Raw genomic sequence first — 21,735 nt, 5'->3', positions numbered from 1 at the left:
ATAAAAAAGCCGGGGTGTTGCCCCGGCTCTTGGGTTCAGTGTCTATTCGGCCGCGAAAGGCGGCAGGCGAACAACATTGCCTGATTTGGCGCGCTTTCCTTCGGGCTTCTCGATTGCCGATACTCGGCCTTCCAGAGCGCCCACAGCCTGCGTGAGTTCCTCGCGGGACAACGCCAAATCTTCCTTATCCTTCCTGCCGACCAGGCGGCCGAATATCCAGCCGAGCAGGCGGGAGAGATCGTCCATGATGAGGAAGAAGGAAGGCACGACGACCAGCGAAAGGACGGTCGACACGATAATGCCGCCGATCACCGCGATTGCCATCGGTGCGCGGAACGAACCGCCTTCGCCGACGCCGAGTGCCGAGGGGAGCATGCCAGCCGACATCGCGATGGAGGTCATGATGATCGGGCGGGCGCGCTTGCGTCCTGCCTCGACCATGGCTTCCACGCGCTCCATGCCGCGATGACGCATCTCGATGGCGAAGTCCACAAGCAGGATCGCATTCTTCGTGACGATGCCCATAAGCATCAGAATGCCGATCATAACCGGCATCGAGAGCGGGTTCTGGGTAACCAGCAGGCCAACCGCCACACCGCCGATCGCAAGCGGCAGCGAGAACAGGATGGTGAAGGGCTGGATCACGTCCTTGAAAAGGAGGATCAGCACTGTCAGCACCAGCATTAGGCCCATCAACATGGCGTTGACGAAGCTTTGCTGCATTTCGGTCTGCACCTTGGTGTCACCACTTTCGGCCAGCTGGACCGTCGGAGGCATCTTGGCTTCATTGACGATCTGCCGGAACCGCGCCGATGCAGTATCGAGAGCCACGCCCTGCGGCAGGTCGGAGCCGATCGACACGACACGGTAGCGGTTGTTGCGCTTGATCGAGCTGACACCTTCCGAATACTCGATATCGGCGACGGTCGAGAGCGGCACGGTCCCGCCGCTTGCCGTCTGTATCTTCATGGCCCGGAGGGCCGCGAGATCGCGACGCATGTCGAGCGACGCCTGTACGCGGATTGGGATCTGCCGGTCGTCCAGGTTGATCTTGGCGAGGGCCGCATCGATATCACCAATGGTGGCGACACGGATCGTCTCGGAGATCTGCTGCGGCGTGATGCCGAGGCGAGCCGCCTGATCCTTGCGTGGGCGAACCTGCAACTCCGGACGGGGCAGGGCGCCTTCGGCACTGACGTTGGCCAGCAGCGGATCGGCGCGCAGCTTCGCTTCCAGAACGCCGACGGTGTCGTTGAGATCCTTCTCGTTCTTGGAGAGGAAGTTGAACGAAAGGTCACGCTCGCCGCGATCGTTGAGCTTCAGGATCCGCACGTCAGGCAGATGGTGGAGCTTGGCGAAAACTTCCTTTTCAATATCCCACTGCGGACGAACTCGTCCCTTCGGTTCCACCTTGGGCAGATAGGATCCTATGACTGGGATTTTAACGACCAAGTCATCAAGCTTCTTCAAGAGCCTCTGATCAAGCTTGTGAAGCGTGAGTGTTACCGTGGCACGGCGTAATTCGAGGTCGCCCTTCGGCGACGCGCCGCCGAGCACGAAGACGCTTTCGACGCCATCGATATCCTTCACGTCCTTGTAGATCGCGTTGGTCGTCGCTTCCGTGTCATCGAGAGTTGCGTTCGGCGGCAGCTCTACGGACAGCACGATGCGCGATGCATCTTCCGGCGGCAGGAAACTGCCGGGCACCTGGGCAAGCAGCATGACGGAGCCGATCAGGAAGGCGATCGCCGCAATCAGTGTCAAATAGCGGGTCCACCAGCGGCGGGTCGTGGCGCGCACCAGGCGCGTGTAGCCGCGGAAGAACGCACCGTCATTGTCGTGATGGTCTTCCATCCCGTCCTCTGCCCGCATCAGATAGGCGGCCATCATCGGGGTTATGAGACGCGCCACCATCAGCGAGAAGAAGACAGAGAAGGCAACCGTCAGGCCGAACTGGATGAAGTACTGGCCGGGGATGCCGGGCATGAACGACACCGGCACGAAAACGGCAATGATCGTGAAGGTCGTCGCGATGACGGCGAGGCCGATTTCATCCGCCGCTTCGATTGCCGCGCGGTAGGGCGTCTTACCCATCTTGATGTGACGGGCAATGTTTTCGATCTCGACGATCGCGTCATCGACCAGAATGCCGGTCGCGAGCGTTAGGGCCAGGAAGCTGACGAGGTTCAGCGAGAAGCCCATCAGGTCCATGATCCAGAACGTCGGGATCGCCGACAGCGGCAGCGCGATGGCCGAGATCAGCGTTGCGCGCCAGTTCCTGAGGAAGAGGAACACCACGATGATGGCCAGCAGCGCGCCTTCGATCAAGGTGTCGATCGCGGCTTCGTAGTTGCCGTAGGTGAAATAGACGGAGTCGCTGATCAGCTCGATGCCGACGTTCGGGTTTTCCGCACGAACCTTCTCGAGGCTCTTGGCCACGGTTTCAGCGACGCTGACTTCGCTGGCACCCTTCGAGCGGAATACACCAAAGGTCACAACCGGCGTATCATCGAACCGCGAGAAGGATTTCGGCTCCTGGTAGGTATCCTTGATGACGCCGAGGTCGGACACCTTGACGAAGCGGCCGTTCGGCAGCGCAATCGTCGTATTGGCAAGTTCGGCGACATTGCGGGCGTCGCCGAGCACGCGGATTGCCTGCTCGCTGCCCGCCACCTGGCCGCGGCCGGAGCCGAGGTCGACGTTGGTGCCGCGCAGCTGCTGGTTCACGTTGGCCGCGGTAATGCCGTGGGCGTTCAGCTTGTCGGGGTTGAGCTCGACGCGTACTTCCCTGTCCGCACCGCCGTAGCGGTCGACACGGCCGATGCCGGCCTGCCCCTGCAGGGCACGCTTGACCGTGTCATCAACGAACCATGAGAGCTCCTCGAGCGTCATGTCGGGAGAGGAAACTGCAAATGTCTGGATCGCCTGACCTTCAACATCGATCTTCGAGACGATCGGTTCTTCGACATTGGCCGGAAGGTCGCTGCGGATGCGGTCGATGGCGTCCTTGGTGTCCTGAACTGCCTGCTCGGTCGGGATTTCCATGCGGAACATGACGACCGTCTGCGATTGGCCGTCGGTCACCGTCGACTGGATTTCGTCGATGCCGGTTATGCTGGCAACGGCGTCTTCGATCTCCTTCGTCACCTGCATTTCGAGCTCGGCGGGGGAAGCGCCGCTCTGTGTCACGACGATGGAAACGAGAGGGACGTCGATATTCGGGAAACGCGTGATCGGCAGCTTGTTGAAAGACTGGATGCCGACGAAAAGCAAAAGTGCAAACGCCAGAAGCGAGGCAACTGGATTTCGGATAGACCAGGCTGAAAAGTTCATCGGCCGTCTCTCAGTTTGAAACCGGTGGCTGTTCACGAACCGGCGTGATGCGGTCGCCGTCGCGGACATAGGCGCCCGCCTTGGCCACGACCTCGTCGCCGGCTTTCAATCCCTTGACGATCTCGACATAGGCACCGTCCTGGATGCCGGTCTCGACCTTGGCAAACTTGACGACACTATCCTCGACCCTGCGGGCCGACGACCCCTCACTGCCCGACAACACCGCCGAGACCGGGAGAGCCACGTTTTCCGTGGTGCGCACGACGATGTCGGCGCTGCCGTACATGCCCGAACGTGCCTTGCTGGAGTCATCGATCAGAATGTGGACCAAACCGAGGCGTGTCAGCGGATCAACGGTCGGCGACACCAGCCGCACCGAGCCAGCAACCTTGTCGCGGCTGCCAGAGAGCAAAATGGTGGCCTTCTGGCCGGGTTGGACCTTGACGATCTCGCTCTCGCCCACTTCGGCCACCAACTCGATCTCGTCATCGCGGATGACCGTGAAGAGCGGGTCGCCGGTGGCGAGCGCAATCGCTCCGATCCTGGCGTTCTTCGCCGCCACAGTACCGGAAACCGGCGTCTTGACGTCGGTACGGGCGAGCTTCAGATCGGCATCAGCGATCTGGCTTTCAGTGACCTTGATCTCTGCAACGGCTACCTGGATCGCCTGTTTTGCCGAATCAACACGGGCATTGGCCGAAGCGGCAGCGGCATCCGCCTGTTCGACGGTCGCCGTGGCAACGGTGCCCTTCTTGCCCATTTCCTGGGCGCGTGCCTGCTGCTGTCGTGCCTGCTCTGCATTGGCCTCTGCTTCAATCAGCTGTGCCCGAAGCTGCGCGAGGCTCGCTTCGTTCTTGGCCTTGGTGGCCTGCATTTGGCTCTTCTGCAGAATGATTGCATCGTCGTTCAGTGTCGCCAGCGTGCTATCGGCCTGGACCCTGTCGCCGACATCCGCATTCAGAGCGCGGATTGACAATCCTTCGACCTGCGGCTGGATGTAGACTTCCTCGACCGGCTTCACCGTCCCGGTCGCCACGACGCGGTCGACCAGCGTGCGGGTGGTGGCTTTCGTCACCACGATCGCCGGCAGGTTCTGCTGCGGCTTTGCGACCGGCTCTTCCTGGGCAAAAGTCGTTGAAGCTACAACCGCCGCGATCAGCAGGGTGGAGGCGCGAAGTATCTTAACAGGCGTAGGTGCCATGCGTCGTCATCCAGTCTAGTCGGCAGACTCGCGCAAAATCATCAGTTCGCGAACGGCCGGTTCCCGTTTTGGTGTTCTCAGAAGTATTTCCGCATCATTTGCCGACTTGTGCTTAAGTCCCTCATCCGGCAAATCCCGCATCTAAGTGGTAGCGATTTGCCCATTGCGCAAGTCTGGCGGAAAATAATTCCTCATTCGAACACAATAATTACTGAAGTGATGCAGATCAATCACCCGCCGGTTATGCAAGCATTCCGATAGTTGATCGTGCTCCACTTTGCTATGACGTTAGAGTCTCGCGCGATGCGACATCGGACGCAAATATTTTCATTAAAATGAAAGACGCGCGGGGGTCCCCGCGCGTTTCCCGGTCTGTCAGACGCGTTTACTTGGAAGCCGCGTCCGTGATGTCGTGTGTCCAGGCGCCTGAAGGCTCCTTGTTGATGATCTTCTGGTCGAGGAGAGCCTTTGCCGTGCGATCATAGAGCGTCGTGTCGAGCTTGCCGGTGCCGTCGCCGATCAGCTTGGCCACTTCGCCCATCATGACCTTCTGGTGGTTTTCGTCCTGGCCGCCGGCGTCTACGACGATTCCGGCAGCCTCGTCGGGGTTCTCGACGGCGTATTTCCAGCCTTTCATCGAAGCCTTGACGAACTTGACCATCTTTTCCTTGAAGGCTGGGTCCTTCAGCTTGTCTTCCATGGCATAAAGGCCGTCTTCCAGAAGGTCGTTGCCCATAGCTGTATAGTTGAAGACGAGCAGTTCTTCCGGCTTGAAGCCTGCATCGATCGCCTGCCAGTATTCGTTATAGGTCATGACGGAGATGCAGTCGGCCTGCTTCTGCAGCAGCGGCTGCACGTCGAAGCTCTGCTTCAGCACGGTAACGCCATCGGCGCCGCCATCTGTCTTGAGGCCGAGCTTGTTCATCCACGCGAAGAACGGGTACTCGTTGCCGAAGAACCAGACGCCGAGCGTATGCCCCTTGAAATCGGCTTCGGTCTTGATCGGGCCGTCCTTGCGGCAGATCATTTCCATGCCGGACTTCTGGTAAGGCTGGGCGATGTTGACGAGCGGAACGCCTTTTTCGCGGGCAACCAGCGCGCCGCCCATCCAGTCGACAATGACGTCAGCGCCACCGCCGGCGATTACCTGTTCCGGCGCGATGTCAGGGCCACCCGGCTTGATGGTGACGTCGAGACCTGCCTCGTCGTAGTAGCCCTTTTCCTTGGCGACGTAGTAGCCGGCGAACTGCGACTGCGTCACCCACTTGAGCTGCAGCGTCACCTTGTCGGCAGCCATTGCATGGGCTGCCGCGAGCGACATCGCGCTCGCCATCATCGCAACAATCAGTTTTTTCATTTTCTTGTTCCCTCTGAAGTTATGCCCCAATCCCATTCGCGGGAATAAAGCGACGCCTAGCCACCACGGATAGACGGATGCCAGAAAGTCACCGCCCGTTCTGCCAGGGCGACGACGCCGTAGAAGATCGAACCAACAAGCGCCGCAACGGCGATTTCGGCCCAGACCATGTCGACATTCATGCGCCCGATCTCCGTGGAGATGCGGAAGCCCATGCCGACGATCGGCGTACCAAAGAACTCCGCGACGATGGCACCGATCAGCGCCAGCGTCGAGTTGATCTTCAATGCATTGAAAATGAAGGGCGTCGCCGCCGGAAGCCGGAGCTTCAGCAGCGTCTGCCAATAGTTGGAAGCGTAGGTCTGCATCAGGTCGCGCTCCATCGGGCCGGATGCGGAGAGGCCGGCGACAGTATTCACCAGCATCGGGAAGAAAGTCATGATGGTAACGACCGCCGCCTTCGACTGCCAGTCGAAGCCGAACCACATCACCATGATCGGCGCAACACCGATGATCGGCAGCGCCGACACCATGTTGCCGATCGGCAGCAATCCGCGACGCAGGAAGGCGACACGATCGGCAAGGATGGCGACGGCAAAGCCTGCACCGCAGCCGATGATGTAACCAGCGAATACTGCCTTGAAGATCGTCTGGCGTACGTCGTCTGCCAGGATTGGCAGTGAGCCGGCGATCCTGACGCCGATGGCGCTCGGCGGCGGCAGCAGAACGAAGGGAATGCCGGCGCCGCGCGTCAGCGCTTCCCAGATGATCAGGATCCAGGCGCCGAAGATCGCCGGAATCAGCAGCCGCAGGAACGACCGGCCGAAACTGGAACCTGGCGTCATTGCCGAAAGCTCGGTGACGCAGCGCCATGCAAGCAGCCAGCAGGCTGCTATCAGCAGGAAGAAGGATCTGGTGGCCAGACCTTCATTTCCGGTCACATCCGCGAGCAGCACCCATGCCGCCCAATGTGCTCCGACCAGCAAGACGGCGGCAATGTATGGCTTTGGCAACGATGCGAAGGAAATAAAGGCAAGGGCCACGATCAGGGTGATCGTCAGACCGACAGTCAGCGGTGACACAGGGTCCGGCGCGCCTTCGGCCATGAGCGGCAAGGTGATGATTGCGATCGCGGTCAGCACCAGGGCAAGAACGCCCTGCCAGGAGAAGGACATCTTCTTCATGCCGGTCTCCCGCCCATCGAGCGATCGACGATCTTTGCAATAAGACCAACGATCGCGACAAGGCTTGCGGCCAGCACCGAGCCTGCGACCAGTGCCGCCCATATGTCGATCGTCTGGCTATAATAGGAGCCGGCGAGCAGCTTCGAGCCTATGCCGGCGACGGCGCCGGTCGGGAGCTCGCCGACGATGGCGCCGACAAGGCTTGCTGCTATCGCAACCTTCATCGAGGTGAAAAGGAACGGCACGGAGGCCGGAACCCGCAGCTTCCAGAAGGTCTGCGCGGGTGTCGCGTTATAGGTTCGCATCAGGTCGAGGAACATCACCTCGGGCGAACGCAGCCCCTTCACCATGCCGACCGTCACCGGGAAGAAGGAGAGGTAGGTGGAGATCAGCGCCTTCGGGATCAGGCCGGTGATGTTGATGGCGCCGAGGACGACGATCACCATCGGCGCGATCGCCAGGATCGGTATCGTCTGCGAGGCGATCACCCAAGGCATGAGGCTGCGGTCGAGCGCCTTGATATGAACGATACCGACGGCGATCACGATGCCGAGCAATGTGCCGAAGCCGAAACCGAGCAGCGTCGACGAGAGCGTGACCCAGCTGTGGTAGACGAGGCTGCGATTGCTCGAAAGCTTCCGCAGGAATGTGTTCTCGACGACGTTCTGCACTACCTGATGCGGCGCAGGTAGCAATGGCTTCGGCTGCGAGAGCGTCTTTTCGATGAATTCCATCGTACCGGGCGTCTGGTTTGCCCGCTGATCCATATCGCGCTGGAAGGAGGCGTTCATCAGGACTGCCGCGACGTACCAGACTGCGACCAAGACCACGAGGATTGTCAGGACGGGAACGATCCTGTCTTTCAGAGAGTCCGCCTTCATGAGCACCCCCGCGCACCGGTCCTGGTGTTCAGCACCTCAATGCTCATAACTGTGCCCCGCTCTCAGACCATCGCGCACGCGATGGGCGATTTCGAGGAACTCGGGCGTCTCGCGAATATCGAGCGGACGTTCGCGTGGCAGCGTTGAATCGATGATATCGGTCACGCGGCCGGGGCGGGGGGACATGACCACGATCTTCGTGGAAAGGTAGACCGCCTCGGGGATCGAGTGGGTGACGAAGCAGATCGTCTTGTTGGTGCGCGCCCAGAGCTTCAGGAGTTCTTCGTTCAGATGGTCGCGGACGATTTCGTCTAACGCGCCGAAGGGTTCATCCATCAGCAGCAGATCAGCATCGAAGGCCAACGCACGTGCGATCGAGGCGCGCTGCTGCATGCCGCCGGACAGCTGCCAGGGGAATTTCTTTTCGAAGCCGGAGAGGTTCACAAGATCGAGCGCGCCGGCGATGCGTTTCTTCTGGTCGGCCGAAGCGTAGCCCATGATCTCGAGCGGCAGGGCGATGTTCTTCTCGATCGTGCGCCATGGGTAGAGTGCCGGCGCCTGGAAGACGTACCCGTAGGCGCGGGCCTTGCGGGCTTCCTCCGGCGTCATGCCGTTGACGGTGATCTCACCCGATGTTTTCCTTTCGAGATCTGCAATCACGCGCAGGAAGGTCGTCTTCCCGCAACCGGATGGCCCGATGAAGGAGACGAAGTCACCCTTGCGAACGTCGAGATTGACGTTTGTCAGCGCGTGCACGGGAGCATCGCTGGCATCATAGGTCAGACAGAGGTCCTTTGCGGATACGACGGAGGCAGCTTGCGTCAATGCTTGTGTATCCTGTTTTCCCCGCGCTTCTGCGCTTTGCATGATAGTATGAGTAGCTGTTTTCATTGTTCCGGCAAGGTCCATGGAGGATGACGATGGACGCGACATCAAAGCCCACCTGTCACATTGTGCGTCCCAGTCATGCCTACGACGGCAAACAGGGGCTGAGTTACTTCGAAGGCATCGCGGCCGAGACGGTCGGCGCCAAGGGCATCTGCATGCATTTGCTGACGATTCCGCCCGGCGTTCGCGCCAAGGCGCATCTGCACGAGTCGCACGAAACGGCGATCTACATGCTCTCCGGCGAGGCGCACACCTGGTATGGCGACGAGCTGGAGCATCATGTCATCGTGCACGCCGGCGAGCTGTTCTACATCCCTGCCGGTGTGCCGCATCTGCCTGCCAATCTCAGCAGTACCCCTTGCACCGCGATCATCGCCCGCACCGATCCGAACGAGCAGGAAAGCGTCGTCTTGCTTCCGGAGCTTGAACGGCTGGTGCAGGAATGATGACAAGGATCAGACCCCCGTCGCTGGGATGCCTGACCGTTCGACCTTGCGCGGCGCCACGAGCTCCTTCCAGGTCGACAGCGCCTTGTTGACCGCTTGGAAAGGCTCCCGCTTGACGAACTGGCCGTGCCCTTCCTTCGTCTTGACGGTGCTCTCTTCGATCGCGACTTCGCCGCGCGTCAGCGTGAAGCGCGGCAGGCCGGTGACCTGCTTGCCTTCGAAGACGTTGTAATCGATCGACGATTGCTGCGTCTTGGCCGAGATCGTCTTCGAGCGCTTCGGATCCCACACGACGATATCGGCATCGGCGCCGACGAGAATGGCGCCCTTCTTCGGATAGACGTTGAGGATCTTGGCGATGTTGGTCGAGGTAACCGCGACAAACTCGTTCATGGTCAGGCGTCCGGTGTTGACGCCGCGAGACCACAACATCGGCAGTCGATCTTCGAGGCCGCCGGTGCCGTTGGGGATCTTGGAGAAGTCACCGACGCCGAAGCGCTTCTGGTCGGTGGTGAAGGCGCAATGGTCCGTCGCCACGACCGAGAGCGAGCCGGATTGCAGGCCTGCCCAGAGGCTGTCCTGGTGCTGCTTGTTGCGGAAGGGCGGCGACATGACACGGCGGGCGGCATGGTCCCAGTCCTTGTCGAAATACTCGCTTTCATCCAGCGTCAAATGCTGGATCAGCGGCTCGCCATAGACGCGCATACCTTTCTGGCGGGCGCGGCGGATCGCTTCATGCGCCTGTTCGCAGGAGGTGTGCACGACATAGAGCGGCACGCCGGCCATGTCGGCGAGCATGATGGCGCGGTTGGTTGCCTCACCTTCGACCTCGGGCGGGCGGGAATAGGCGTGGGCCTCGGGGCCGTTGTTGCCTTCGGCTAGAAGCTTCGCCGTCATCGACGCGACGACGTCGCCGTTTTCGGCATGGACCAGCGGCAACGCGCCGAGTTCCGCACAGCGCTGGAAGGAGGCGAACATCTCGTCGTCGTTCACCATCAGCGCGCCTTTGTAGGCCATGAAGTGCTTGAAGGTGTTGATGCCCCGGTCCTTGACCACCGTCTCCATCTCGTTGAAGACGCGCTCGTTCCAGCCGGTGATCGCCATGTGGAACGAGTAGTCGGCGTTGGCGCGGCTCGTCTTGTTGTCCCACATCTGCAGTGCTTCGAGCAGCGACTGCTCCGGTCCCGGCAGGCAGAAATCGACGACCATGGTCGTGCCGCCCGCAAGGCCTGCACGCGTGCCGCTTTCGAAGTCGTCCGAGGAATAGGTGCCCATGAACGGCATTTCGAGGTGAACGTGCGGGTCGATGCCGCCGGGCATAACGTAGCAGCCGGTCGCATCGAGCGTCTCCGTGCCGGAGAGGTTCGGGCCGATCTCGACGATCTGGCCGCCCTCGATCTTCACGTCCGCCTTGTAGGTCAGGTCCGCGGTGACGATGGTGCCGCCCTTGATGACTTTGCTCATGATCAGTTCCCTTGCATTGATTGCTCGCGGCTCTTCGTCCGCTGGTAGAAGAAAAGGCGGGAATGACCCCGCCCTTGATTATGCAACGATTTCAGCGGTCTCGACGACGGCGTGGAAGAGGACGTCAGCGCCAGCCGTTGCCCATTCCTTGGAGATATCCTCCGCCTCGTTGTGCGAGAGACCCCCGACGCAGGGGCACATGACCATCGTCGTGGGTGCGACCTTTGCCGCCCAGCAGGCGTCGTGGCCGGCGCCCGAGATCAGGTTCATGTGGCTGTAGCCGAGCCGCTCGGCAGCGCTGCGCACGCGGGACACAAGCGTGGGGTCGAAGGTAACGGGCGCGAAGTGGCCGATCGCCTCGACCGCGCAGCCGACGCCGAGCGCTTCGCAGATGGCAGGTGCTTCCGCCTCGATCCTGGCGCGCATGCCGTCGAGCTTCGCCTGATCCGGCGAGCGGATGTCGACGGTGAAGACGACCTTGCCAGGCAGCACGTTGCGGGAGTTCGGCGTGAAGAAGACCTGGCCGACACCGCCGACGGCGCCCGGCTGGTTCTCCATCGCCACAGTCTGCACCATCTCGATGATGCGCGACATTGCGAGCCCGGCGTTGACGCGCATGTTCATCGGCGTCGAACCGGTGTGCGCCTCCCTGCCGGTCAGCGTAAATTCGAGCCACCAGAGACCCTGACAGTGCGTGACCACGCCGATCTGCTTGTTCTCGACCTCGAGGATCGGACCTTGCTCGATATGATATTCGAAATAGGCGTGCATCTTGCGGGCGCCGACCTCTTCATCGCCAACCCAGCCGATACGCTTCAGTTCGTCGCCGAAGGTCTTGCCCTCGGGATCCTTGCGGTCATAGGCATATTCAAGCGTATGGACGCCGGCGAAGACGCCGGAGGCGAGCATGGCGGGCGCAAAGCGGGCGCCTTCCTCGTTGGTCCAGTTGGTGACGACAACAGGGTGCTTGGTCTTGATGCCGAGGTCGTTCATGGTGCGGACGACCTCGAGCGCGCCAAGCACACCGAGCACGCCGTCATACTTGCCGCCGGTTGGCTGCGTGTCGAGGTGCGAGCCGACATAGACCGGCAGGGCGTCTGGATCGGTGCCGGGACGCGTCGCGAACATCGTGCCCATCTTGTCGACGCCGAGTGTCATGCCTGCGTTTTCGCACCATGTCCTGAAGAGGCTGCGCCCTTCGGCATCCGAATCCGTCAACGTCTGGCGGTTGTTGCCGCCAGCGATGCCCGGGCCGATCTTTGCCATGTCCATGAGGCTGTCCCAAAGACGGTCCCCGTTGACGCGCATGTTCTCGCCTGGTGCTGCCACCATGTCTAAAGTCCTCGCCTGTTTTTGCGGCCATGCAATTCACATGTCCGCCTGTTCCCGTGGTCAGTATCCGAGCGCTCTTGTTTGTTTTGTTAGCGCCGGAAAATCGCCAGTTGCCTTTGTTTAGCATCTGATCGATAATTTGACCGATTGGTAAACATTACAACTTCCGGCGCTGGGCTCAAGACGAAAATCAGGAAAAATACAGACAAAATTGCCGGCATCTGCTCATTTTTGCGGCAAGCTGTCGCGCCGGCCCAATCTTGAGTGAAACGGTTGAATTTGAAGGGGAAAACAAGGTCGACATGACAATCCCGAGAGCAGCCAAGACCCAGCGGCGCACGCGCATTCAGGAAGAGAAGGAAGAGCAGATTCTTGAAGCCGCGCTCGATGTGTTTTCGGTCAGCGGTTTTCGAGGTTCCACGATCGATCAGATCGCCGAAGTTGCCGGCATGTCGAAGCCGAACCTGCTCTATTATTTCCGCACAAAGGAAGCGATGCATCGGGCGTTGATCGACCGCGTCCTATTTACCTGGCTGGAGCCGCTGAGAGCCTTCGATGCGGACGGCAACCCCGAGAGCGAGATCCGCAGCTATATCAGGCGCAAGCTTGAAATGGCCCGCGATTTCCCGCGCGAAAGCCGACTTTTCGCCAACGAGATGCTGCAGGGTGCGCCGCATGTCGAGGATGAACTGAAGGGACCGCTGAAGCAGCTCGTCGACGAGAAGGCCGAGGTGATCCGCAGTTGGACGAAGGCCGGCAAGATCGCCAAGTGCGATCCCTATCACCTGATTTTCTCGATCTGGTCGACAACGCAGCATTATGCCGACTTCGACGTCCAGGTAAGGGCGGTGCTCGGGCAGGAACATGCCGGCGCCGGTCGCTTCGAGGATGCGGCGCGCTTCCTCGAGCAGCTGTTCATCGACGGGCTGAAGGTCAAGCCGGTGCCGAGCGCCTCGTGATCTGGTCGCGTCACGCCTCGTCGAAATCGAAGACCGCGGTGACGGCGGCACGCGCCTTGGCGTGGCGGGCTTTGTAAGATTGGCGGATCTCCTTCCGTCTTGCTGCCAGCGCAGGGTCCGGCGACATTGCCGATAACCAGGCCAATGCGGTCGGTATAAAGTCGCCGTCCGAGGGGATCAGAAGGTCGCTTTCGTCGAGTTGTTTTCTGATGCAGCCTCGGTTGCACGAGATGACGGCGTTTCCTGCCGCCTTCGCCTCGAAAATCACCAAGGGCTGCGCCTCATTGGTATAGGTGGTCGGGAAAACGAACACGTCGATCTCGCGATAGAAAGCTGTCTTCGCGTCATCGTACAACGGGCCGCGATACTCCAAAACACTGCTCAGTTCTGCGATAGATGCGTCGATGCGGGCGCGCTCACCGGCGCCGGCCGGACCGGCAAGGACGGCCTTGATCGGCAGGTTCTCCTTCCGTGCCTGCCCTGCGAGATCGAGGAAAGTGTCGAGGCCCTTCTCAGCGGTGAGATTGCTGAGCATCCCGATTACGAGGTGGGTGCTGTCGGTCGCTTCATCGCTCTCCTCCCGCGGGGCCACGTAGGCAGCGTTGGAGATCAGGTGGCAGCGCGTACGACCGCCATAGGTGTCAGCGAAGCGATCTCGCATCATGTCGCACAGGAAGATGTGTCGCAGATTGCGACCGCCGAGCGTGAGGATGCATCGCATGAGCAGGCTGGGCTTCTCGACGTAACTGAAACTGTGATGGTGCAGATAGGTGGGATAGCCGAGGGTCCTCGCGACCAGCACAATTAGAAGCGTGTAGATCAAGCCGAGGCCGCCTTCGCAGCCGAGATAGCAAACCCGGTTGATGCGCTTGCGATCGCGGAACAACTGGAGACAAGCACCGAGGACACGGGCGAATCTCACCGGATGCTTCAGCAACGAGAGCTTGCCGAAAGGCGGGGCGATATTGGCGACTGTGATGCTGTTTGCTTCCGAAAGAAGCGCAATCATGCTCCTGGTCGCAAACGAGAAGCCGTTGAGCGGCGGAGGCAACTGACCGATCGCGACTATGTGGCGTGTCATGCGGGGGGCTATCTCTTTGCGCCTCCCGACTATCGCACCGGCTAACGAAAATGCAATCTCCTTGCGCCGTCAGTAGAGAGCGGCGGCCGCAGACGTTCGTGTCCATAACGCGGTCGCACTGAGCTTCCTCGGTTGCTGCCGGTGGCGTGAAAAAGCTGCGCCCGCATTCACGAGGCCGAACGTCTTCGGAACCTCGCTCGGCATCGGTTGTAAACCATCAGGAAAGCACAGAAGGCTATTATGCTCGGCTGTTTCCCGTGCTCGCTTGAGCGTGGTTTGGTCAGGGCCGGTGATGACAGCTCGGACGCCGCTAGTTGCCAGACCGATGCCTGAGGTTCCGCCCGCGAAGAGGGTTCGTAGCCTTATGGCGGGGGGACTCAACTGAGTTGAAGAGAGACCGCGAGGCTCGCTACCGAAAGCGCCACAGATATGACTGGTGTCGGGGCGCGCATCGTCGCGCCAAGGAGGACACCAACCAAGAGGACAAGGATGGCAAGCCCCGGATCGTTGCCGGCAAAAGCCAAGCCGATCGCGGAAAGGTTGATCGCGGTCGCAATTGTTGTGAGAGGCGCTGCCGTCACCTCCGCCTTGGTGTCCGGTGAGAATATGCTGGCGAAACGCGGCCAGCTCAAGGCAATGGCAAGAACGAGGAAGACGGGGGCGATCGCGTGGAACGGCATCAGCGCGCTCCCAAGGCCATGCGGCGATCGCTGCCAAAATCGTCGGTGTCGTGAGCGACGATCTGGCGTGCTGCAAGCGTGCTGCCGATGGCGATCAGCACAGGGTTGTCGTAGCCGATCTGCGCGATCCCATCAGAGATGGTTGCAAGCGTGCCGTTCCAAGCCCGCTCGGTCGTCCGGCTGACGTCGCTGATAATGATAACAGGCGTTTCCGACGAGAGGCCTTCATCGATCAAGCGATCGGCGATGAGCGGCGCTGTTCTGCCGCCCATGTAGAAAACGGTTGTCGTGTGGGAATCGGCAACGGTCCTCCAGTTGACATCGGTAGGCAAGCCTCCATGTCGGGAATGGCCGGTGATGAAGCGGACGGACTGAGCATGGTCGCGATGCGTCAGCGAGATCCCGAGACGCGAGGCCATGGCGCTTGCGGTGGTGATGCCGGGGATGACATCGACCGGAATGTTCTCGCGATCGAGATGGGCAATCTCTTCGCCGGCGCGGCCGAAGATCATCGGATCGCCCGACTTCAGCCGCACGACCCGTTTGCCCGCCTTGGCAAGCTTTACCATCATGTCGTTGATATCTTCCTGGCGGCAGCTCGTGCGGCCGCCGCGCTTGCCGACAAGCATGCGCTTGGCCTCGCGCCGGGCGAGTTCCAGCACCTCTGACGAAACGAGATCATCGAAGAGGATAACGTCCGCTGCCTGCAGGGCGCGGACGGCCTTCAACGTCAGAAGCTCGGCATCACCGGGGCCGGCGCCGACCAGCGTCACGCGACCGCGCGAGGAGAGGGCGGGCGCTTCCCGAAGCCTGTCGGCCTCCTTGAGAAGCAGCCCGCCGACGCCCTCCTCCGGCGTATCCGAACTTGAAAAGGCGCGATCGACAAACCGCTCCCAAAAGGCGCGACGGAGCGGGCCAGGCGTCAGTCGTTCATTGACCCGGTCGCGCAAGGTCTGAGCCAGCTCAGCCCAGCCCTTCAGTGCACGTGGTAGCAATGTCTCGATCCGACGCCGGATTGCCTGGGCGAGGATCGGGGCTGCGCCATCCGTCGAGATCGAGACGACGACGGGGGAGCGGTTGACGATCGAGCCGAACTGAAACTGGCAGAAAGCAGGCTTGTCTATGACGTTGACTGGCACGCCGGCAACACGGGCGGCGTCGAAGAAGGCCTTCGCCTCGTCGTCTTCCTCACAGTCGGCGATGGCGATGGTCGCGCCGGCGAAGATGGTTTCATTCCAACCTTGGCAGTGATGGACGAAACCGCCCTGAGGGTGCTCGGCGCCGCGCAGGATGAGCTTCTCGAAGGTATCGGAAAGCGCGTCAGCATAGACATGCACCTGCGCGCCGCAGGCACCGAGAAGCTCGGCCTTCCAGGCGGCGGCGTCGGAGCCGCCAGCGACGACCACGCGCTTGCCTTCGAGCGCCCAGAACACCGGCAGCTTGGCAAGCGGTTCCATGCGGGCGGGTGCTTCATTCCGCGGCTGCTGCAAGACATCCATCGATGATCCCCCTGATCTCGGCGCGGCAGGAGCCGCAGTTGGTTCCGGCATTGAGTTCCTTGCCGACGGCTTCGACGCTGTGGCAGCCGCCGCGAACGGCAGCGACGATCTGGTTGACGCCGACGCCGAAGCAGGAGCAGACGGTGGCGCCCGGATCGGGCTTGTCTGCGCCGGGGCGGCCGGCGACTAAGGCGAAACGCTTGCGCAGATTGGTGTGCTCGGCGGTGAGCTGGGAGATCGCCCAGTTGCGGGCAACCGCCACGGGTTCGCGGGCCAGGAACAGCGCCGCGAGCAGTCGCTTGCCATCGAAAAAGGCGAGCCTCAGATCGCCGGACTGCTGGTCAGCGTAGCCGAGCGGTTCGACATTTTCGGGAATAGCGAAGGTGCTGCGGCACCACGTGCACCAGTCCTCGACCGGCTGGTCGAAAGCGAGTTCCACCCGCCAGCCGCCTTCGGCCTTTGCCAGCGCCCAATAGGCGGCTTCGAGGTGATCAGGCTTGGCGGCGGAAACGGCAAAGCCGTAACGCGCCGCCTTGAAGCGTCGCGCGGCGACGGCGACATTCTTCGAGGCCGGCTGGCCGGAGATTGCGTCTGTCAACGGCGCCACGACAGCGTCGATGCGGGCCTTGGCGGCAAACTGATCGTTCCAGTGCATCGGCACGAAAATGCTGCCGCGGGCCTGACGCTCGGTGATCAGGGCGCGCACCACGGCCTTGCCGTGCGGGCTTTCGATTTCGACGAGGCCGGCATTGCCGACGCCGATCTCGATCGCGTCGCGAGGGTGAAGTTCCGCGAAGGGTTCGGCGATATGGGACGAGAGCCGCGCGCTTTTGCCCGTGCGCGTCATCGTGTGCCATTGGTCGCGGATGCGGCCGGTGTTCAGGGTGAAGGGATAGTCGGCGCAGGTGCGATCCGCGGCGACCGGCTCGACGGCGATGAAACGTGCCTTGCCGTCGGCGTGGTAGAAGCCGCCCTTGGCGAAGAAGCGGGTCACATCAATCTCACGGCCCGCAGGCTGCGGCCATTGGAACGGCGAGAGTTCGTCATAGGCCTGATGGTTCATGCCGACATACGCGCCGATGTCGAAGTCGCGATTGCCGCTGTTCTCGAAAGCTGAGAGGGCGGCGTGTTCGTCAAAGATCTCGGCATTGGCGGCGAAGTTGAAGGCCTGCGTAAAGCCCATCCGTTGCGCCACTTCCGCAAGCTGCCACCAGTCGGCGCGGGCCTCTCCCGGTGCATCAAGGAAGGAGCGCTGGCGGGAGATGCGGCGCTCGGAGTTGGTGACAGTGCCGCTCTTTTCGCCCCAGCCGAGCGAGGGCAGAAGGACATGGGCGTGACGCGCGGTGTCGGTACTTTTCAGGACGTCGGAGACGACGACGAACGGACAGGCCTTGATCGCGGCCTCGACGGCGTCGGCGTCAGGCATGGAAACGACCGGGTTGGTCGCCATGATCCACAGCGCCTTGATACGGCCATCAGCAACAGCCCTGAACATGTCGACCGCCTTCAGGCCCGGCTTTTCCGCAATGGTGGGCGCATGCCAGAAGCGCTGGACACGGTCGCGATCCTCGGCGCTTTCGATCGCCATGTGGGCGGCAAGCATGTTGGCAAGTCCGCCGACTTCACGCCCGCCCATCGCATTCGGCTGCCCGGTGAGCGAGAAGGGCCCCATACCCGGCCCGCCGATGCGGCCGGTGGCGAGGTGACAGTTGATGATGGCGTTGACCTTGTCGGTACCAGACGAGGATTGATTAACGCCCTGGCTGTAGCAGGTGACGACCTTCTCGGTCGTGGCGAAGAGGCGATAGAATTCGCGAAGCTGCATGGCCGGAAGGCCGGTCATATCAAGCACCTCGTTGAAGGAGACGCCCGTCGCAGCCGTAAAGGCCTCTGCAAAGCCGTTGGTATGTTCGGCGATGTAATTCTGATCGATGGCGTTGCTTGCGATCAGATGTTCGAAAAGGCCGACGAAAAGCGCGACGTCGCTGTCCGGCCGGATGGCGAGATGCAGGTCGGCGATATCTGATGTCATCGTCCGGCGCGGGTCGATGACGACGACCTTCATGCCGGGGCGCGCCGCCTTGGCGGTCGCCAGCCGCTGATAGATGACCGGGTGGCACCAGGCGAGGTTCGAGCCGGTGAGGGTCACAAGATCGGCAAGCTCGATATCCTCATAGGTACCCGGCACGGTGTCCGAACCGAAGGCGCGGCGGTGACCGGCGACGGAGGACGACATGCACAGCCGCGAATTGGTGTCGATGTTGGCCGAGCCGATGAAGCCCTTCATCAGCTTGTTGGCGATATAATAGTCTTCGGTCAGCAGCTGGCCGGAGACATAGAAGGCAACGGAATCGGGGCCGTGCTCATTGATGGCGTCCGAAAATTGTTGTGCGACGAGGTCAAGCGCCTGTTCCCACTCCACCCGCTCCCCGGAAACTTCCGGGTAGAGGAGGCGCCCATCGAGATCGACGGTTTCGCCGAGCGCCGAGCCCTTCGAGCACAGCCGCCCAAAGTTCGAGGGATGGTCCGGGTCTCCCTTGACGGACACCTTGCCGTCTTCGGCGACCTTGGCGATGACGCCGCAGCCGACACCGCAATAGGGACAGGTTGTCTTGACCTCTTTCTCCATCATTCGGCCGCCATCATCAGGCTTTCGAGCGCGATGTAGAGGGCGCCATCCTCGTTGCGGACGGGAATGGTTCGGACCTCGCCCTCATCGGCGCCGAGCGCCTTGCCGGTTTCGAGCGAGATCACCCAGTTGTGCAGCGGGCAGGTGACGGCCTTGGCATGGACGATCCCCTGGGAGAGCGGCCCCCCCTTGTGCGGGCAGTGGTCCTCGATGGCGAAGACCTCGTTCTCTGCGGTGCGGAAGACGGCGATCTTGCCCTGGGGTGTCTTCACGCAACGGGCGCCGCGGAGCGGAATGTCGGAGATGTCGCCGATTGAAATCCAGTTCATATCCATCTCCTTACTCGGCCGCCTGCGGGTAACCGACGGTCGCCATCGGCTTGAACTCATGCTTGTCCTTGCCGGAGACGCGCTCCGACCAGGGATCGACCTGGGCGAATTTCTGGGAGAAGACGAAGCGGTCGTAGTAAGCCTTGCGCTTGTCGGCGTCTTCCATGATCTGGCGGCGGATTTCCTCCAGGCCGACGCGCTTCGCCCACTTGTAGATGCGCTCGAGATAGCGGGCCTGCTCGCGGTACATCTGCGTCAGTGCCACGATATGCTCCAGCGCATCGTCCTCGGTCTTCACGAGGCCGAGAACCTCCGTGCCCTTGATGTCGAGGCCGGCAGCACCGGCGAAGTGGATCTCGAAACCCGAGTCGACACAGATGACGCCGATGTCCTTGCAGGTCGCTTCGGCGCAATTGCGCGGGCAGCCGGAGACCGCCATCTTCAGTTTTGCCGGTGTCCAGGAGCCCCACATGAACTTCTCGATGCGAATGCCAAGGCCGGTGGAATCCTGCGTGCCGAAGCGGCACCAGTCGGAGCCGACGCAGGTCTTCACCGTGCGCAACCCCTTGGCATAAGCCTGTCCGGAAACGAAGCCCGCCTTGCCGAGATCGGCCCAGACTGCCGGGAGGTCTTCCTTCTCGATGCCGAGCAGGTCGATGCGCTGGCCGCCCGTCACCTTCACCATCGGGATTTCGAACTTGTCGACGACATCAGCGATGGCGCGCAGTTCGTTGGAGTTCGTCACGCCGCCCCACATGCGCGGAACGACGGAATAGGTGCCGTCCTTCTGGATGTTGGCGTGAACGCGTTCGTTGATGAAGCGCGACTGGTAATCGTCCGCATATTCATTCGGCCAGTCGCAGACGAGATAGTAGTTGAGAGCCGGGCGACACTTGGCGCAACCGCACGACGTCTTCCATTCGAGTTCCTGCATGACGGCAGGGATGCTCTTCAGGCCCTTGGCCTTGATCAGGCGCCTGAGGTCGTCGTGGCCGAGTTCGGTGCAGGTGCACATCGGCGTGACGGCGGCCGGATTGTAGCTGTCGCCAAGCGTTAGTGTCATCAGCTTTTCTACGAGGCCGGTGCAGGAACCGCAGGAGGCGGACGCCTTGGTATGGGCGCGCACGTCGTCCAGCGACGTCAGGCCCTTGCTTGTGATCGTCGAGGTGATCTTGCTCTTGCAGACGCCGTTGCAGCCACAGATCTCCGCGTCATCCGGCAAGGCTGCAACGGCCGCCATAGGGTCCAGCGGCGACCCTCCCTGATAGGCCTGACCGAAGATCAGCGTTTCGCGCATCTCCTTGATATCGGTCTGTTTCTTTTTCAGATCGTTGAACCAGGCACCATCGGCGGTTTCGCCGTAGAGCACGGTACCGATGATCTTGTTGTCCTTCAGCACAAGGCGCTTGTAGACGCCGGCTGAGGCGTCGCGCAGCACGATTTCTTCGCGGTCGTCGCCATCGGCGAAGTCACCGAGCGAGAAGAGCTCGATGCCTGTCACTTTGAGCTTGGTCGGCGTGTCGGAATGCACGAAGGCAGCGGAACGGTCGCCCGACAAGTGCGAGGCGGCGACGCGGGCCATCTCGTAAAGCGGAGCGACAAGGCCGTAGACCATACCGCCGACTTCGGCGCACTCGCCGAGCGCCATGATGCTGCCGTCCGAGGTCAGCATGCCGTCATCGACGACGATGCCGCGGTTGATGGCGATGCCTGCGTCCTTGGCGAGCCCGACGCTCGGGCGGATGCCGACCGCCATGACGACGAGGGTTGCCGGAATGATGCGGCCGTCGTCGAGCTCGATGCCTTCGACCTTGCCGTTACCCACGATGGCCTTGGTGTTGGCCTTGGTGATAACCTTGATGCCGCGTTCTTCCACGGCCTTTTGAAGCAGGTAGCCGGCAGCCGGATCGAGCTGGCGCTCCATCAGTGTCGGCATCACATGAAGGACGGTAACGTCCATACCGCGCGAGGCAAGGCCAGCCGCCGCTTCGAGGCCGAGCAGGCCGCCGCCGATGACGATCGCTTTCTCGCGAGACTGGGCGGCAAGCAGCATCGCCTGCACGTCGTCGAGGTCGCGATAGGTGATGACGCCGGGCAGATCCTTGCCGGGCACGGGAATGATGAAGGGCACGGAGCCGGTGGCGATCACCAACTTGTCGTAGCTTTCGGTGACGCCGTGATCCGACGTGACCGTCTTGGCCGCACGGTCGATCTTGATGATCTTGTGGCCCTTGTAGAGGGTAATGCCGTGCTTGATGTACCATCCATCGCCGTGGATGATGATTTCTTCGTATTCCTTCTCGCCGGAGAGAACCGGCGAGAGCATGATGCGGTCGTAGTTGACGCGCGGCTCGGCGTTGAAGATCGTGACCTGATATTGGTCCGGCGCCTTTTCGAACAGGTGCTCGAGCATGCGCCCGGGCGCCATGCCGTTGCCGATGATAACAAGCTTCTCAGTCATGGTTTTCAAAT

At 61.5% G+C, this 21,735-nt stretch carries 16 protein-coding genes; 2 read left to right on the top strand and 14 right to left on the bottom strand.

The features are described from left to right. Positions 1-42 precede the first annotated feature (42 nt). The 6 genes from FHT97_RS09110 to FHT97_RS09085 form a co-directional block, all read right to left on the bottom strand. Entirely contained in the window at positions 43-3,333 is a 3,291-nt protein-coding gene (locus FHT97_RS09110; protein ID WP_183861506.1) for an efflux RND transporter permease subunit, read from the bottom strand. 10 nt (positions 3,334-3,343) lie between these two features. Further along, positions 3,344-4,534: an efflux RND transporter periplasmic adaptor subunit gene (locus FHT97_RS09105; RefSeq protein ID WP_183861504.1), complete on the bottom strand. Its 1,191-nt coding sequence runs from the start codon at positions 4,532-4,534 to the stop codon at positions 3,344-3,346. A gap of 385 nt (positions 4,535-4,919) precedes the next feature. After that, the gene (locus FHT97_RS09100) at positions 4,920-5,891 is read right to left on the bottom strand and encodes an ABC transporter substrate-binding protein (protein WP_183861502.1); all 972 of its coding nucleotides are present in this window, start codon (positions 5,889-5,891) and stop codon (positions 4,920-4,922) included. Between the two features lie 56 nt (positions 5,892-5,947). Continuing rightward, positions 5,948-7,075 carry an ABC transporter permease gene (locus FHT97_RS09095; RefSeq protein WP_183861500.1) on the bottom strand — a complete coding sequence of 376 codons (1,128 nt, stop codon included), beginning with the start codon at positions 7,073-7,075 and terminating at the stop codon, positions 5,948-5,950. Further along, positions 7,072-7,956, bottom strand: a complete 885-nt coding sequence (locus FHT97_RS09090; protein WP_183755618.1) for an ABC transporter permease — start codon at positions 7,954-7,956, stop codon at positions 7,072-7,074. The genes FHT97_RS09095 and FHT97_RS09090 overlap by 4 nt, the downstream gene beginning before the upstream one ends. Before the next feature lie 36 nt (positions 7,957-7,992). After that, on the bottom strand, positions 7,993-8,823 hold the full coding sequence (locus FHT97_RS09085; protein WP_183755668.1) for an ABC transporter ATP-binding protein: 831 nt from the start codon (positions 8,821-8,823) through the stop codon (positions 7,993-7,995). 53 nt (positions 8,824-8,876) lie between these two features. Between FHT97_RS09085 and FHT97_RS09080 the strand changes: the two genes are divergently transcribed. Then, positions 8,877-9,290 carry a cupin domain-containing protein gene (locus FHT97_RS09080; protein ID WP_183861498.1) on the top strand — a complete coding sequence of 138 codons (414 nt, stop codon included), beginning with the start codon at positions 8,877-8,879 and terminating at the stop codon, positions 9,288-9,290. Positions 9,291-9,299: 9 nt separating this feature from the next. On the opposite strand, the gene hydA is transcribed toward FHT97_RS09080, so the two are convergent. Then, positions 9,300-10,754 (bottom strand): dihydropyrimidinase, encoded by a 1,455-nt coding sequence (gene hydA / locus FHT97_RS09075; protein ID WP_183861496.1) that lies wholly within the window; start codon positions 10,752-10,754, stop codon positions 9,300-9,302. A gap of 78 nt (positions 10,755-10,832) precedes the next feature. Next, positions 10,833-12,086, bottom strand: a complete 1,254-nt coding sequence (locus tag FHT97_RS09070; protein WP_183861494.1) for a Zn-dependent hydrolase — start codon at positions 12,084-12,086, stop codon at positions 10,833-10,835. A 302-nt stretch (positions 12,087-12,388) separates the two neighbouring features. Between FHT97_RS09070 and FHT97_RS09065 the strand changes: the two genes are divergently transcribed. Continuing rightward, entirely contained in the window at positions 12,389-13,045 is a 657-nt protein-coding gene (locus FHT97_RS09065) for a TetR family transcriptional regulator C-terminal domain-containing protein (RefSeq protein ID WP_016554900.1), read from the top strand. A gap of 10 nt (positions 13,046-13,055) precedes the next feature. Here the strand turns inward: FHT97_RS09065 and FHT97_RS09060 are convergent, their stop codons facing one another. The 6 genes from FHT97_RS09060 to nirB form a co-directional block, all read right to left on the bottom strand. Continuing rightward, positions 13,056-14,126, bottom strand: coding sequence for a glycosyltransferase family 4 protein (locus FHT97_RS09060; RefSeq protein WP_183861492.1), 1,071 nt, complete (start codon positions 14,124-14,126; stop codon positions 13,056-13,058). A 377-nt stretch (positions 14,127-14,503) separates the two neighbouring features. Continuing rightward, positions 14,504-14,806: a hypothetical protein gene (locus FHT97_RS09055; RefSeq protein WP_183861490.1), complete on the bottom strand. Its 303-nt coding sequence runs from the start codon at positions 14,804-14,806 to the stop codon at positions 14,504-14,506. Further along, complete coding sequence (gene cysG / locus FHT97_RS09050; RefSeq protein WP_183861488.1) at positions 14,806-16,305, bottom strand: siroheme synthase CysG; 1,500 nt, start codon at positions 16,303-16,305, stop codon at positions 14,806-14,808. The genes FHT97_RS09055 and cysG overlap by 1 nt, the downstream gene beginning before the upstream one ends. Then, positions 16,277-18,934, bottom strand: a complete 2,658-nt coding sequence (locus FHT97_RS09045) for a nitrate reductase (protein WP_183862002.1) — start codon at positions 18,932-18,934, stop codon at positions 16,277-16,279. The genes cysG and FHT97_RS09045 overlap by 29 nt, the downstream gene beginning before the upstream one ends. Then, the gene (nirD, locus tag FHT97_RS09040; protein ID WP_025658043.1) at positions 18,934-19,269 is read right to left on the bottom strand and encodes a nitrite reductase small subunit NirD; all 336 of its coding nucleotides are present in this window, start codon (positions 19,267-19,269) and stop codon (positions 18,934-18,936) included. The genes FHT97_RS09045 and nirD overlap by 1 nt, the downstream gene beginning before the upstream one ends. A 4-nt stretch (positions 19,270-19,273) precedes the next feature. Next, positions 19,274-21,724: a nitrite reductase large subunit NirB gene (gene nirB / locus FHT97_RS09035; RefSeq protein ID WP_183861486.1), complete on the bottom strand. Its 2,451-nt coding sequence runs from the start codon at positions 21,722-21,724 to the stop codon at positions 19,274-19,276. Between the last annotated feature and the right edge of the window lie 11 nt (positions 21,725-21,735).

Origin of the sequence: Rhizobium sp. BK399 (assembly GCF_014194695.1) — a bacterium.
Taxonomy (GTDB): Bacteria; Pseudomonadota; Alphaproteobacteria; order Rhizobiales; family Rhizobiaceae; genus Rhizobium.
Note: the sequence above shows the minus strand (reverse complement) of the source record. Positions and strands in the feature narration are given on the sequence as shown.